13 protein-coding genes are annotated in these 14958 nt (G+C 73.6%); 8 read left to right on the top strand and 5 right to left on the bottom strand.

The genetic code is table 11. The features are described 5' to 3' along the window. Positions 1-2: 2 nt before the first annotated feature. From ABZ479_RS06715 to ABZ479_RS06695, 5 genes are all read left to right on the top strand, one after another. Positions 3-1352, top strand: coding sequence for a sulfate adenylyltransferase subunit 1 (locus ABZ479_RS06715; RefSeq protein ID WP_500460367.1), 1350 nt, complete (start codon positions 3-5; stop codon positions 1350-1352). Positions 1353-1627: 275 nt separating this feature from the next. After that, positions 1628-2704: an ABC transporter substrate-binding protein gene (locus ABZ479_RS06710; protein WP_500460576.1), complete on the top strand. Its 1077-nt coding sequence runs from the start codon at positions 1628-1630 to the stop codon at positions 2702-2704. Between the two features lie 53 nt (positions 2705-2757). Next, on the top strand, positions 2758-3552 hold the full coding sequence (locus tag ABZ479_RS06705) for an ABC transporter ATP-binding protein (RefSeq protein ID WP_500460366.1): 795 nt from the start codon (positions 2758-2760) through the stop codon (positions 3550-3552). Next, entirely contained in the window at positions 3539-4432 is an 894-nt protein-coding gene (locus ABZ479_RS06700) for an ABC transporter permease (protein WP_500460365.1), read from the top strand. Before ABZ479_RS06705 ends, ABZ479_RS06700 begins: the two co-directional genes overlap by 14 nt. A 2-nt stretch (positions 4433-4434) precedes the next feature. Further along, positions 4435-5190, top strand: coding sequence for a sirohydrochlorin chelatase (locus tag ABZ479_RS06695; protein WP_500460364.1), 756 nt, complete (start codon positions 4435-4437; stop codon positions 5188-5190). 49 nt (positions 5191-5239) lie between these two features. Here the strand turns inward: ABZ479_RS06695 and ABZ479_RS06690 are convergent, their stop codons facing one another. Further along, positions 5240-6091, bottom strand: a complete 852-nt coding sequence (locus tag ABZ479_RS06690) for an LLM class flavin-dependent oxidoreductase (protein ID WP_500460363.1) — start codon at positions 6089-6091, stop codon at positions 5240-5242. A gap of 219 nt (positions 6092-6310) precedes the next feature. Further along, entirely contained in the window at positions 6311-7786 is a 1476-nt protein-coding gene (locus ABZ479_RS06685) for an ArnT family glycosyltransferase (protein ID WP_500460362.1), read from the bottom strand. 120 nt (positions 7787-7906) lie between these two features. On the opposite strand from ABZ479_RS06685, the gene lepB reads away from it, so the two are divergent. Continuing rightward, a complete protein-coding gene (gene lepB / locus ABZ479_RS06680) occupies positions 7907-8578 on the top strand; it encodes a signal peptidase I (RefSeq protein ID WP_500460361.1) in 672 nt (223 codons plus the stop codon). 734 nt (positions 8579-9312) lie between these two features. Here the strand turns inward: lepB and ABZ479_RS06675 are convergent. Together ABZ479_RS06675 and ABZ479_RS06670 are read right to left on the bottom strand one after the other, a co-directional pair. Beyond that, positions 9313-10107, bottom strand: a complete 795-nt coding sequence (locus ABZ479_RS06675; RefSeq protein WP_500460360.1) for a class I SAM-dependent methyltransferase — start codon at positions 10105-10107, stop codon at positions 9313-9315. Between the two features lie 19 nt (positions 10108-10126). After that, positions 10127-10738, bottom strand: coding sequence for a winged helix-turn-helix transcriptional regulator (locus ABZ479_RS06670; RefSeq protein ID WP_500460359.1), 612 nt, complete (start codon positions 10736-10738; stop codon positions 10127-10129). Between the two features lie 107 nt (positions 10739-10845). On the opposite strand from ABZ479_RS06670, the gene ABZ479_RS06665 reads away from it, so the two are divergent. Both ABZ479_RS06665 and ABZ479_RS06660 read left to right on the top strand, forming a co-directional pair. After that, on the top strand, positions 10846-12057 hold the full coding sequence (locus tag ABZ479_RS06665) for a pyridoxal phosphate-dependent aminotransferase (RefSeq protein ID WP_500460358.1): 1212 nt from the start codon (positions 10846-10848) through the stop codon (positions 12055-12057). 323 nt (positions 12058-12380) lie between these two features. Then, entirely contained in the window at positions 12381-14603 is a 2223-nt protein-coding gene (locus ABZ479_RS06660) for an MMPL family transporter (protein ID WP_500460575.1), read from the top strand. Positions 14604-14721: 118 nt separating this feature from the next. Here ABZ479_RS06660 and ABZ479_RS06655 read toward each other — a convergent pair whose 3' ends face one another. Continuing rightward, positions 14722-14919: a hypothetical protein gene (locus ABZ479_RS06655; RefSeq protein WP_500460357.1), complete on the bottom strand. Its 198-nt coding sequence runs from the start codon at positions 14917-14919 to the stop codon at positions 14722-14724. Positions 14920-14958: the final 39 nt, after the last annotated feature.

Raw genomic sequence — 14958 nt, 5'->3', positions numbered from 1 at the left:
CCATGACCACCGGCACCACCGCCGAGCAGCTCTCGGCCACCTCCCTGCTGCGCTTCGCCACCGCGGGCTCGGTCGACGACGGCAAGTCCACCCTGGTCGGCCGGTTGCTGCACGACTCCAAGTCGGTGCTCGCCGACCAGTTGGAGGCCGTCGAGCTGGCCTCCGCGCGCCGCGGGCAGGACGCGCCGGACCTGGCGCTGCTCACCGACGGCCTGCGCGCCGAACGCGAGCAGGGCATCACCATCGACGTGGCGTACCGCTACTTCGCCACGCCGCGGCGGCGGTTCATCCTGGCGGACACGCCGGGGCACGTGCAGTACACGCGGAACATGGTGACGGGCGCCTCGACCGCCGAGCTCACCGTGATCCTGGTGGACGCCCGCAACGGCGTGGTGGAGCAGACCCGCCGGCACGCGGCGGTGGCCGCGCTGCTGCGGGTTCCGCACGTGGTGCTCGCGGTCAACAAGATGGACCTGGTCGACTGGTCGGAGCCGGTCTTCGCGACCGTCGCCGAGGAGTTCACCGCCTACGCGGCCTCGATCGGCGTCCCGGAGATCACCGCGATCCCCATCTCCGCCCTGGCCGGCGACAACGTCGTGACCCCGTCGGCGAACATGGACTGGTACGGCGGCCCCACGGTCCTGGAGCACCTGGAGACCGTCCCCGTCGGCAGCGACCCCGGCGGGCACCCGGCGCGCTTCCCCGTGCAGTACGTGATCCGCCCGCAGACCGCCGAGCACCCGGACTACCGCGGCTACGCGGGCCGGATCGCCTCGGGCGTGCTGCGCGTCGGCGACCCGGTGACGGTGCTGCCGTCCGGGCTGACCAGCACGATCAGCGGCATCGACCTGCTCGGCACCCCGGTCGACGTGGCGTGGGCGCCGCAATCGGTGACGCTGCTGCTCGCCGACGACCTGGACGTCTCGCGGGGCGACCTGATCGCGCCGTCCGCCGCCGCCCCGGCGACCACCCAGGACGTCGAGGCGACCGTGTGCCACCTGCACGAGCGTCCGCTGGCGGTCGGCGCCCGCGTCCTGCTCAAGCACAGCACGCGCACGGTCAAGGCGATCGTGAAGCGGCTCCCGTACCGGGTCGACCTGACCCGGGGCCTGGAGCACCAGGACGAGCCGGGCGAGTTCGGCGTCAACGACATCGGCACGGTGGTGCTGCGCACCTCGGAGCCGCTGCCGCTCGACGCGTACGCCGACTCCCGGCTCACCGGCTCCTTCCTGCTGATCGACCCGGCGGACGGCACCACGCTGACCGCCGGCATGGCGGGCGAGGCCTTCGCCGTCCGTACCGCCACGGCCGCCGCGGACGCGGCCGGTGACGAGGAGGGGTGGGACTTCTGATGGCGTTCGACGACGCCTTCGCGGGATTCGCCAAGGAGGGCGGTCGGGTCGGCAGCGGCTGTCTGGGCAGCGGCACGGGCGGTGTGACGCGATGTGCGCGCTGACCCCGCCCGAGCACCGTACCCGCGCCGCGCAGGCGGCACCGCACCACCGACATCCAGACAGCCACCACCCCGGCGCGCCCTAGAGGGCGCGAGCCGGGGCCACCGAGAGGACCACCTCCCGTGACTGCCGATCGCACCACCGCCCCGAGAACGTCCGCCCGTCGCCGCCTCATGGCGGGCGCCGTCCTTCTGCCGCTGCTGGCCCTCGCCGCCTGCGGCTACGGCTCCGAGAAGAAGGACGACACCACCAACGCGGCCGCGAGCAGCGGCACCAGCAAGAAGCTGTCCGCCTCGACGGTGAAGATCGGCTACTTCGCGAACCTCACCCACGCCACCCCGCTGGTGGGTCTGAAGGAGGGCTTCTTCGCGGACGAACTGGGCTCGGGCACCACGATCAAGGAGTCGGTGTTCAACGCCGGGCCCGCCGAGATCGAGGCCCTCAACGCCGGTTCCATCGACATCGGCTGGATCGGCCCCTCCCCGGCGGTCAACGGCTGGACGAAGTCCGGCGGCAAGAGCCTGAAGATCATCTCCGGTTCGGCCTCCGGCGGCGTCAAGCTGGTCGTCAACCCGGACAAGATCAAGTCCCTGAAGGACGTCAAGGGCAAGAAGATCGCCACCCCGCAGCTCGGCAACACCCAGGACGTGGCGTTCCTCAACTGGATCAACGAGCAGGGCTGGAAGGTCGACGCCACCAGCGGCAAGGGCGACGTCTCCGTGGTCCGCACGGACAACAAGGTGACGCCCGACGCCTACAAGACCGGGTCGATCGACGGCGCCTGGGTCCCCGAGCCCACCGCGTCCAAGCTGGTCGCCGAGGGCGCGAAGGTGCTCCTGGACGAGCGCGACCTGTGGCCGGACAAGAAGTTCGTCATCACCAACGTGATCGTCTCCCAGGCGTTCCTCACGGCCCACCCGGACGTCGTCGAGGCCGTCCTGCGCGGCTCGGTGAAGACCAACGCCTGGATCAACGCCAACCCGGACAAGGCGAAGGCCGACGCCAACGCCCAACTGGAGAAGCTCTCCGGGAAGCCGCTGCCCGCCGACGTCATCGACCCGGCGTGGCAGAGCATCCAGGTCATCGACGACCCGCTGGCGTCCACGCTGCAGACCGAGGCCGACCACGCCGTCACCGCCGGCCTGCTGGAGAAGCCCTCCCTCAAGGGGATCTACGACCTGTCGCTCCTCAACAAGGTCCTCAAGGGCGAGGGCAAGACCGGGATCGACGACGCCGGTCTCGGCGGCTGAACCCCGGCAGCACCCGATGAAGCCCGCAGCCCCAGCCCCCAGGAGGTGACGCCATGGCCACCGCACTCACCAACCAGCCCGCCGTGACGGTCGAAGCGGCCCCGTACGCCGCACGGCTCGAGCACGTCTCGAAGTCCTTCGGCCGTCCCGGTGCGGAGACGCACGTGCTGGACGACATCAGCATCGACGTCGCCCCCGGCGAGTTCGTCTGCCTCCTGGGGGCCTCGGGCTGCGGCAAGTCCACACTGCTCAACCTGGTCGCGGGCCTCGACCGGCCGACCGCCGGGGGCATCGAGACCCCCGGCGGCCGCCCGGCCCTGATGTTCCAGGAGCACGCCCTGTTCCCGTGGCTCACCGCGGGCAGGAACATCGAACTCGCCCTGCGCATGCGCGGCGTGCCGCGCGCCGAGCGGCGCCCGGAGGCCGAGCGCCTGCTGGAGCTCGTCCGCCTGAAGGGCTCGTACGGCAAGCGGGTGCACGAACTGTCCGGCGGCATGCGGCAGCGCGTCGCGCTCGCCCGGGCCCTGGCCCAGGACAGCCAGCTGCTGCTGATGGACGAGCCGTTCGCGGCCCTCGACGCCATCACCCGCGACGTCCTCCACGAGGAACTCACCCGCATCTGGGCCGAGACCCGCCTGTCGGTGCTCTTCGTGACCCACAACGTCCGCGAGGCGGTGCGGCTCGCGCAGCGGGTCGTGCTGCTCTCCTCGCGGCCGGGACGGATCGCCCGGGAGTGGACGGTCGGCATCCCGCAGCCGCGCCGCATCGAGGACTCGGCGGTCGCCGAGCTCTCCGTGGAGATCACCGAACACCTCCGGGGGGAGATCCGCCGACATGGCCAGCACTGACACGAAGGCGCACAGCGGGCACGGCGGGGACCTCGCGGGGCTCGAGGCCGGCCTCGACGCCCTGGAGACGCGCTCGGCCGCGCGGGTGCCGCTGGCCCGCACGCTGCTGCAGAAGGCCGTTCCGCCGCTCGTCGCCATCGCCCTGGTGCTGGTGGTGTGGCAGCTCGCCTACCACTTCGAGGTCAAGCCGCACTACCAGCTGCCCAGTCCGGCGGAGGTCGGACGCGCGCTGCAGGACAAGTGGCTCGACGGCACCCTCCTCGGGTACGTCTGGACCAGCCTGTCGCGCGGCGCGCTGGGCTTCGTGGCCTCCGTCGCGATCGGCACGCCGCTCGGCCTGCTCGTGGCGCGGGTCCGGGTGGTACGGGCCGCGATCGGGCCGATCCTGTCGGGCCTGCAGTCCCTGCCGTCGGTGGCGTGGGTGCCCGCGTCGATCATCTGGTTCGGCCTCTCGGACGCCACGATCTACTGCGTGGTGCTGCTGGGAGCGGTGCCCTCGATCGCCAACGGGCTGGTCGCGGGCGTCGACCAGATCCCGCCGCTGTTCCTGCGGGCCGGCCGCACGATCGGCGCCACCGGTGTCCACGGGGTGCGGCACGTGCTGCTGCCCGCCGCCCTGCCGGGCTACCTCGCCGGCCTCAAGCAGGGCTGGGCCTTCTCCTGGCGCTCCCTGATGGCCGCCGAGCTCATCGCCACCTCCCCCGACCTCGGCGTGGGCCTGGGCCAGTTGCTGGAGCAGGGGCGCGAACTGTCCGACATGCCGAGCGTGCTGGCCGCGATCCTGCTGATCCTGGTCGTCGGCATCGGCATCGAACTGCTGGTGTTCGCGCCGCTGGAGCGCACGGTGCTCCGCAGCCGCGGCCTGTTCGCACGGGGCTGACCATGACCGCGCAGCCCGTCCTCCTCGTCATCGCCCACGGCAGCCGCGACCCGCGGCACGCCGCGACCGTCCACGCCCTGACCGGGCGGGTCCGCGCGGCCCGTCCCGGACTGCGGGTGGAGACGGCCTTCCTCGACCACTGCGCGCCGAACGTGCCGCAGGTCGTGGACCGGCTGGCCGCGGAGGGCGTGCGCGACGTGGTGGCGTTGCCGCTGCTGCTGACCCGGGCCTTCCACGCCAAGGCGGACGTCCCCGCGGTGCTGCGCGAGGCCGCGGCGCGCCACGCCCGGATGCGCGTACGCCGGGCCGACGTGCTCGGGCCCTCACCGCTGCTGCTCGCCGCGCTGGAGCGGCGGCTGCGCGAGGCCGGGCTCGGGCCCGGCGACCGCCCCTCGACCGGGATCGTCCTGGCCTCGGCGGGCTCCTCCGACCCGGAGGCGATCGCAGTGATCGCAGAAATCGCGCGGGAGTGGCGGCGTACCGGTTGGTGCGCCGTGCGGCCTGCGTTCGCCTCCGCATCCCTTCCCACCACGGACGAGGCGGTGCGCGGACTGCGTGCCGAGGGCGTACGGCACGTCGCCGTCGCGCCGTACGTCATCGCGCCGGGCTTCCTGCCCGACCGCATCGCCCGTGGTGGCCTGGCCTCCGGGGCGGACGTCCTCGCCGGCGTCCTCGGCGACGCCCCGGAGGTCGCCCGCCTGCTGCTGCGCCGCTTCGACGAGGCACTCCAGCCGCGCCTGTCGCTGGCCCTGGCCTGAGGCGCGGGACCGCCGCCGTCCGGCCCCCGGACGGCGGCGGGACACGGCGTCAGGACACGGCGTCCGCCAGGCGTTCCACCTGGCCGGGGTCCGACGCCCAGCAGTAGAGCATCACTTCGTCGGCGCCGATGCCGCCGTAGCCGGCGACCGCGTCGCGGATCTGCTCCGGGGTGGTGAGCAGGCCCTCCGCGACACGGTCGGCGAACCCGCTGAAGGCGTAGTAGGCGCGGATGTTGTCGCGGGCCGCGGTGACCACCTCGTCGGGTCCGAGCGCGACGTTGGCCTGGGCGACGAGCCGCGGCCGGCCGGGCCGCGCGTACCGCTCCCAGCTGCGCTCCGCCTCGCGGAAGAGACGGTCCATCGACTTGGGCGGCATCCCCGCGCCGAGGAAGCCGTCGCCGTGGCGGCCGACCCTGTCGAGCGCCGCCGGGACGAAGCCGCCGAACAGCACCTCCGGCCCGCCCGGGGTCGCCGGGGCGGGTCCGACGGGCCCGGCCCCGTCGCCGTACGGGTCGCCCGCCCAGAGGCGGCGCAGCACGGCCAGCTGCTCGTCGAGCAGACGGCCGCGGCGGCGGAAGTCGGCACCGGCCGCACGGAAGTCGTCCTCGCGCGCGCCCACCCCGAGGCCGAGGGTGAAGCGGCCTCCGGAGAGGCGGTCGAGCGTGGCCGCCTGCTTGGCCAGGACGGCGCCGTCACGGAACGGGGAGATGAGCACCTCGGTCTGCAGCCGGATCCGGCGGGTCGCCCCGGCGAGCACGGCGAGGGTGACCAGGGGCTCGGGGTTGTCGTAGACGAGACGGTCGAGCAGGCCGAGACTGCTGAAGGGGCCGTCGTCGGCGCGGCGGGCCCAGGTCGTCAGCACGGCGGGGTCGTCGACGGGAAGGCCGAGACCGATCTTCATGGGAAACTCCTCGGGAAGGGCACGGACGTGTGGTGCCGCCCCTCCGTCGCCACGCACCTGCCGTGCGGGCCGCTCCCGTTCTGCGGCGTCCTTCAGGGGAGCGTGATCATCGAGTCCGTCCACCGTAACGCTCCGCCGCACGCAGCGGCGACTCATTTCCCCGTGTCGCGGCGGCCGCGACGCCACGGGCACGCACGGGTGCCGCGGACGTCCCCGGCGCTAGTAGTAGTGGCGCAGCGACGGCCACAGCCGCGACCAGGGTGCCTTCGGGGCGGCGCACAGGACGATCGCGGCGTGCTGCTCCTCGTTGTCGACTCCGTGGCCGTTGTCGACCCGGCCGACCTGCCGGCATCCGGTGAAGTGCCGTTCGATGCCGTCGGCGTCCTCCTGGCGGACCAGCAGCACGGGGCCCGTGGCGGAGTCGGGCGGCGGGCCCCAGTCGGCGAAGCTCATGTGCGCCGAGTACGGGGCGGGCAGGCCGCGGGCGGGGCCGTAGTGGGCCAGGGCGCCGGCCTCGCCGTAGTTCTGGGCGAGGACGACCGCGCGGGGCCGGTCGGCGGCGGGGACGCCCGACCAGGCGTCGGCGACGGCGTCGGCGAGCCGCGGCCAGCCGATCTGCTCGCCCTGCTCCTTGTTGACGGCGTTCACCGCGGACACCGCGCCCGGCGGGAGCACCGGCAGCGAGATCAGGGCGGTGACGACCGCCGTCACCGCGACGGCCGGCCACATGCCGCGCGGCCGGGAGACGGCCGTGACGCAACCCGCGGCGAGCAGGACGAGCAGCAGCGGCAGGCAGTAGTAGGCCTTGCCGCCGGAGGCGAGGACGACGACGGCCAGGAGCAGGTACGCCGGGGGGAACGCGCGCGCCCAGCGCAGCTCCGGATCGCGCCACAACCGCAGGCCGCCCGCGATCCACACCGGGACGAACACCGGTGAGAGGAAGACGATCTGCTGGGGCACGAACAGGACGCGGTTCTCGGCGCCGTCGTCACTGCTGATGCCGCCCGCGACGGTCAACTGGGGCCAGCCGTGCGCCGCCTGCCACCACAGGTTGGGGGCGGCCAGCGCCAGCGCGACGACGACTGCGGCCGGCGGCCACCAGCCGCGCAGCACGTCCCGGGGGCCGGTGGCGAGCAGCGCCGCGAGCAGGGCGAAGGCCAGCAGGGCGACCAGGTACTTGTTCTCCATGCCGATACCCAGCGCCGCGCCCACCGCGAGCCACAGGCGGCGGTCGCCGGTGCGCAGCAGCCGCAGCACGAGCCAGCAGACGACCACCCACACCAGGACGTCGAAGGTGGCGGTGGAGACCATGTGGCCGATGGCGAGCACGAATCCGGAGACCGCCGTGCACACCGCCGCGAGCACCTGGGCCGACTGACCGCCGCCCAGTTCCCTGGCGACGGCTGCCACGACCACGACGGTCGCGGCACAGGCGAGGGTGGCGACCGCCCGCAGCCCTGCGGGCGAGTCGCCGAGGACCGCGGTGGACAGACGGGCGGCGAGCGGGGTGAGCGGGGGCTGGTCGACGTAGCCCCAGGCGGGGTGGTCACCGGCGACGAGGAAGTACAACTCGTCGCGGTGGAAGCCGTAGCGTCCGGACAGCGCCGTCAGCACGGCCGCGACGGCGGCCGCGACCCCGAGCACCGGCACGGTGGCGAACGACGAGACCTGCGCGCGGACGTGCGTAGCGGACATCCCCCACCCCCCGGTGATCCCAGACGACGGTACCGGCGCGCTGCCCCGGGGGCCACGGTTCCGGCCGGAGGGCCGTGTCCTAGTGTCGGCCTACCGGAATGCGAGAGGGGCAGAGGGGCCATGGCAGAGGCGGGAAGACGGCGGCGCGTCGCGGCGTGGGTGCTCGGGCCGGTGGGACTGGTGCTCGTGGTCGGCGCGGTGGTGACGTCGCGGACGGACTACACCACGGGCACGGTCGCCAGCGCGTCCATGGAACCGGGCTACTCCCCCGGTGAGCGGCTGCTGTTCGAGCGGATCGGCGCGGACGACGTCCGGCGCGGCGACGTCGTCCTGATCGACGGGGGCGACCGCTACGGCGGCGCGCCGGTGCTCGAGCGCGTGATCGGCGAGGGCGGCGACCGCGTCGCGGAGCGGCGCGGCGGGCCGGTGACGGTGAACGGCAAGGAGCTGTCCGAGCCGTACGTGAAGGACGGGGATCCGTCCGGCGGGGCCCCGGCGTTCGACGTCACGGTGCCCGAGGGACGGCTGTTCCTGATGGGCGACCACCGCGCGGACTCCATGGACTCCCGCTACTTCGTCCGGGAACAGTCCGGCACCCTCCCCGCCGCGGGCGTCCGGGCCCGCGTGCTGGAGGACCGCACCAACCCCCTGCTGCTGGCCCTGGCGGCCCTGCTCGGCTTCGCGTCGGCCGTCACGGGACTGGTGCTGGGCCTCGTGGCCCGGGCCGCCCGTCGCCGCGAGCAGCGCCCGGTCCTGCCGCCGGTCTGGGGTGCCGCGCCGCCGGTGCCGTAGACGCATTGACGGGGGTGGGGTGCGCGCGCCGGTGGGCGGGTGCGGGTTCGTCTCGCGCCCTGCGGGCGCACAGCGGCGGGCTGCGGAGGGGAGGGTGGGGGTCCGGGGCCGGTCGGCAGTCTGCGGGTGGGTGGGTGGTTGGGGTTCAGGCGCCGGAGCGGGGCTGGTTGTTCGTCTGGTGCCGGTCTCGTTGCCGTCCGCGGGTATAGATGGCCGGTGACCACGCCCACCGTTCGTGGGTGGCGCGCCCGCCGTAACCGGCGTCTGCGGGTGCTTCCCCGATCCGACATCGGGCTCTCTTCCGACGGCCATACCGCTGAAAGCGGGCCCGATCTCCGTCCGCGCAAAGATCGGGCTCTGTTCCGCCGGATATACCGTCGAAAGCGAGCCCGATCTCCCCCCGACCGCCCTGCAGCACCCCGAAATACCCGCAGGCGCGGGTTACGGCGGGCCCGCCCACCACCGGGAGTAGGCGTGGCAACCGGCCATCTATACCCGCGGACGGCAACGAGACCTCCGCCAAGGGAGAGGCACCCCGCTCCGGCGCCTGAACGCCCGCTACCCACGCGCCCGCACACTGCCGACAAGGGCCGCCCCCACCCTCCCACCCGCAGCCAGCCGCTGTGCGCCCGCAGGGCGCGAGACGGCGCGACAGCCGAACGACCGCCGCCACCGCCGCCACCGCCGCCACCGCCGCCACCGCCGCCACCGCCGCCCGCTCAACACCCCTACGCCTAGCGCCCGTCGACGTCGAAGCGGGACAGCCGCGAGCCCGCGCCGCGTGAGGCGCGGTCGAGCAGGGCGCTCAGCAGGCGGCGCCCCGGGGTGAGCCGGGCACGCGCCTGCGGCGGGAGGTCCCACAGGGTGCGGGAGTCGCGCAACCGTAGTCCCCAGGCGGCCAGTTCGCGCGGGTCGTCGCAGCTCCAGCCGACGTCGACGGCACGCGGCCTGCGGGCCTCCGCGGAGCCGACGGTGTCCATCAGGAGCACCGAGCCGGGGAACCGGTCGCGGATGACGTCCACGGCGGAGCGGGCGCCGGCCTCGTCGAGGTAGATGAGCACCGCCTCGGAGACGAAGAGGTAGGGACCGGGGGCGGCCGCCACCGCTGCCGCCCAGTCCGGTTCGGCCGCCGAGCCCGCGACGACGCGGCGGCGCTCGTGCTCCACGAAGAGCTCCCGGCGCAGCGCGACGACGTCCGGCAGGTCGATCTCGACCCAGGTGGCGGTGCCGTTGTCGAGCCGCTCGTAACGGGTGTTGAGGCCGACGCCGATCTCGACGACGGTGCCCGCGGGGTGTTCGTCGAGGAACTCCCGCACCCAGTCGTCGAGGACGACCCCGCGGAAGACGGGCCCGAGCAGCCGCAGCCTGCCGCCGACACGCGTGAGGTCGCGGTCGAGTGCCTCGGCCACCTCCACCGAGCGGGGGTCACGGGTCAGCGGACGCCTGCGGCGCGTCTCGGCCGCACGTGCCCGCAGCGGTATGAGCAGGGTCTCCTGGACCAGGCCGAGTTCCACGCGGCGACGCTCCATCCGGGCACCGTACCGCGGTTCAGGCGCCGCGCAGGGCGTCCGCGAGGGGGCCGTCGCCGGTGACCGCCGCGCCGCCGTCCCGCAGGGCGCAGGCGACGCCGCGGACGGCCCCCGGGGGCAGCGCCACGACCGCGTCGGGGCGCTCGGCGGGGCCGTCGGCGTACGACGGGGAGCCCCCGCCGAGTTCGATGTGGAAGGCGCCCTCGTCGAGGCGGACCTCGACCACCCCCGTGGGGGCGCCGGGCAGCGCGGCCAGGTGCCGCATGAGGGGCACGGCGGCCCAGTGCGCGCGGACGGCGTCGGTGGGCCGGGGCTCCTGCAGTTCCGGCGCGCCCCACTCGGCGAGGGCGCCGAGCACGGCGAGCAGCCCACTGCCGCGCGGGGTGAGTTCGTAGACGTACGCGGCGCCGGGGGGCGCGAGGCGGCGGCGGGTGACCAGGCCGTCGCGCTCCATCTCCTTGAGCCGCGAGGCGAGGACGTCGGTGCTGACGCCGGGCAGGTCGGCGTGGAGGTCGGTGTACCGGCGGGGGCCCGCCAGGAGCTCCCGGACGATCAGGAGCGTCCAGCGCTCCCCGACGGTGTCCAGGGCGCGGGCGACGGCGCAGTACTGGTCGTAACTTCGGCGCGGCATGATCCCCAGTGTAGACATGGAGTTGGACTTTCCAAGCGCGCACTTGGTAAAACCAAGTGGAGCAGCGTACCGGGCAGGACCGCGGGACCGGATCGGGAGGCCGTCGCATGGAGTACAAGCAGTCGGGCAAGCTGGCCGACGTCTGTTACGAGATCCGGGGGCCGGTGATCGAGCACGCCAACGCGCTGGAGGAGGCGGGGCACAGCGTCCTGCGGCTCAACACGGGCAATCCGGCGCTGTTCGGGTTCGAGGCGCCCGAGGAGATCCTGCAGGACATCATCCGCACGCTCCCCGCGTCGCACGGCTACAGCGACTCACGCGGCATCCTGTCGGCCCGCCGGGCGGTGGCCCAGCACTACCAGGAGCGCGGCCTCGCCGACGTCGGCGTGGACGACGTCTTCCTCGGCAACGGGGTGTCGGAGCTGGTGCAGATGGCCGTCCAGGCACTCGTCGACGACGGGGACGAGGTGCTGATCCCGGCCCCCGACTTCCCGCTGTGGACGGCCGTGACGAACCTGGCCGGCGGCAAGGCGGTGCACTACCTCTGCGACGAGCAGGCGGACTGGTTCCCCGACCTCGACGACATCGCCTCCAAGATCACCAGCCGTACGCGGGCACTCGTCATCATCAACCCCAACAACCCGACGGGCGCCGTCTACCCGCGCGAACTGCTCGAGGGGATGCTCGACCTGGCGCGGCGGCACCATCTGGTCGTCTTCGCCGACGAGGTCTACGACAAGATCCTCTACGACGACGCGGTGCACCACTCGGCGGCCGAGTTCGCCCCCGACGTGCTGTGCCTGACCTTCAGCGGGCTGTCCAAGGCCTACCGCGTGGCGGGCTTCCGCTCCGGCTGGCTCGTCGTCACCGGGCCCCGGCAGCACGCCAAGAGCTACCTCGAGGGCCTGACGATGCTCGCCTCGATGCGGCTGTGCCCCAACGTCCCGGCCCAGCAGGCGATCCAGGCCGCGCTCGGCGGCCGGCAGAGCATCAAGGACCTGATCCTGCCCGGAGGGCGGCTGCACGAGCAGCGCGACATGGCGTGGGAGAAGCTGAACGAGATCCCCGGCGTCAGCTGCGTCAAGCCCAAGGGCGCGCTCTACGCCTTCCCCCGGCTGGACCCGAAGGTGCACCGGATCCACGACGACGAGAGGTTCGTGCTCGACCTGCTGCTCCGCGAGAAGATCCAGGTCGTCCAGGGCACCGGCTTCAGCTGGCCGCGTCCGGACCACTTCCGCATCCTGACCCTCCCCCGTGCCGACGACCTGGACGCCGCCATCAGCCGCATCGGCCGCTTCCTGGCGGGCTACCGGCAGTAGCCCCGAGGCGCCGGCCGCGTCCCGGAAGGGGAGGTACGGGGCCGGCGCTCCCCCGTCCCCGTACGGCGGGCGCGGCGGCGGCGGTCGTTGTAGGGGGCAAGACTCCCGTGGGCGGGGGTTTTCCCCACTCCCTGGGGAGGAGAAACCCTCCGGCGGTTCACCTGTCAGCCGGATGGGGCGGTGTCCCGCGGGCCCATAGCGTCGTGGACGAGGCGGAGGAGAGGTTCCACCGCCCGGCTTCGAGGGGGTTCGCAACCGTGGCAAGCGCACACGGCAGGACACGTACCGCGGGGACGGTGCGCGGGCAGGGCATCGCCGCCGCCATGGGCGGCTGGAGTGCCCGGCACCGCTGGACGGCGGTCGGGAGCTGGCTGCTCTTCGTCGTACTCGCGCTGGCCATCGGCTCGATGGCGGGGCGGGTCGACCTGACGGACCGGGAGGAGGTGCCCGGGGAGTTCGGGCAGGCCGTGGCCATCCTGGACGACGCCGGGCTGAACGACGGACCGGCCGGCGAGATGGTGCTGGTCCAGGCGGCCGGGGGCTCCCTCAAGGCCACGGACCCGGCATTCCGGGCGGTGGTCGCGGAGGTCGTCGCCGCGGTGGAGGGCACCGGTGAGGTCGCTTCCGTCCAGTCGCCGTACGACGCCGGGGCGGTCTCCGAGGACGGCCGGTCCGCACTGGTGAGGTTCGACATGCGGGGCGACCCGCAGACGGCGCCCGACCGGGTCGAGCCGGTCGTCGACGCCGTGGCGGGCGTCCAGGGCAAGCACAAGGACCTGAAGGTCGAGCAGTTCGGCGAGGCCAGCTCGGAGAAGGTCTTCAACGACGCCTTCGGCAGCGACTTCCAGCGTGCCGAGTACTCGGCGCTGCCGGTCGCGCTCGGCATCCTGCTGATCGCCTTCGGGGCGCTGGTCGCGGCGCTGCTGCCGGTGGCGCTGGCGATGACGGCCTTCCTCGCGACGACCGGCCTGGTCGCCGTGGTGAGCCACGCGGTCCACATGAGCGACACCGCCAACTCCGTGATGCTGCTGGTCGGCCTGGCGGTCGGTGTCGACTACTGCCTGTTCTACCTGCGGCGTGAACGCGAGGAGCGGGAGGCGGGCCACGACGCGCAGACCGCGCTGCGGATCGCGGCGGCCACCAGCGGGCGTGCGGTGCTGGTCTCCGGTGTGACGGTGATCGTCGCGATGGCGGGCATGCTCTTCACCGGCATCGGCGACTTCAAGGCGATGGGCCTGGCCACGATGATGGTGGTGGCCGTGGCGATGTTCGGCTCGGTGACGGTGCTGCCCGCGCTGCTGTCCCTGCTGGGCGAGCGGGTCGAGAAGGGCCGGATCCCCTTCCTGCGCCGCCGGGGTGCCGGGCCGAGCGGGGAGTCCCGCGTCTGGCGGACGATCCTCGGGGGTGTGCTGCGCCGCCCGGTGGTGTCCGTGGTGGTCGCCGGCGGGGCGCTGGTCGCACTGGCCGTCCCGGCCGTCGGCCTGAACACCGCGAACCTGACGCTGAGCCAGGAGCTCGGCGACGGACTGCCGATCGTCCGGGCGTACGAGGACATCAACAAGGCCTTCCCCGGCGGGCCCGACCCGGCCCAGGTGGTCGTCAAGGCCTCGGACATCACCTCGCCCGAGGTGCGTCAGGCCATCGACGCCTTCTCCCGGGAGGCCGTGGCCAAGGGCGTCTCCCCCGGGCCGGTGGAGACCGAGGTCCACGAGAAGGCGGGCGTCGCCGTCCTGAAGGTTCCGCTGACCGGCGGCACCGACGAGGAGCGGACCGAGGCCTCGCTGAAGGTCCTGCGTGACGAGGTGCGCCCCGGCACGCTGGGCGAGGTCGCCGGCCTCAGCGCGCCGATCGGCGGCTCGACGGCGGCGTCGATGGACTTCACCGACAAGATCGGCGACGCGGTGCCCCCGGTGTTCGCCTTCGTCGTGGCCTTCGCCTTCCTGCTGATGCTGCTCTCCTTCCGGTCACTGACCATCGCGGTCACCTCGATCGTGCTCAACCTGCTGTCGGTGGGCGCCGCCTACGGCATCCTCACCATCGTCTTCCAGCACGGCTGGGGCGCCGCGCTGGTGGGCGCCGAGGGCGTGGGCGCCATCGTGGCCTGGCTTCCGCTGTTCCTGTTCGTGATCCTCTTCGGGCTGAGCATGGACTACCACGTCTTCGTGGTCTCCCGGATCCGTGAGGCACGGATGCGGGGGCTGACCACACAGGGCGCGATCCGGCACGGCATCACGACGACCGCAGGTGTGGTCACCAGCGCCGCGGTCATCATGGTGGCGGTCTTCGCGATCTTCGGCACGCTGTCCATGCAGAGCATGAAGCAGATGGGCGTGGGCCTGGCGGCGGCGGTGCTCATCGACGCCACCGTCATCCGCGGTGTGCTGCTCCCCGCGGTGATGGCCCTGCTGGGCGAGCGCAACTGGTACCTGCCCAAGTGGCTCGGCTGGCTGCCGGACATGACCCACGACGAGGCGGACCTCGCGCCGGCCCCGGTACGGCCGCCCGCCGCCCCGGCACCGGCCGAGCCCTCGGGCGTGGGCCGCTGACGCCGCGGACCCCGCCAGGACGTTCCGGCCCGGCCTCCATCGCCACGGGGGCCGGGCCGCGGCGTACGCCCTCCCCGCCCGGGGACCCCCGGCGCCGGGCGTTCCGAACGAGCCCTGGTCAGCGTCCGGCGCCGGGGCGCGGGGATATGGCCCCGCGCCCCGGACCGTCCACCGCGTACGCGGCCGGGGCCGTGGACGCGCCCGCGGAGCCGGAGGTCCGGAACGGGTCGAGGACGGGGGCCGGACCGCGCATCGTCAGTGGCGCCGTCCGGTCGGGGTCCGAGAAGAGGTCTCGCTCATCGTCTGAAGTCGACATGCCTGCAGCGTATCCCGTGTTCGAATATGTGTGCGATCC

Source organism: Streptomyces sp. NPDC005722 (assembly GCF_040630935.1).
GTDB lineage: Bacteria > Actinomycetota > Actinomycetes > Streptomycetales > Streptomycetaceae > Actinacidiphila.
Note: the sequence above shows the minus strand (reverse complement) of the source record. Positions and strands in the feature narration are given on the sequence as shown.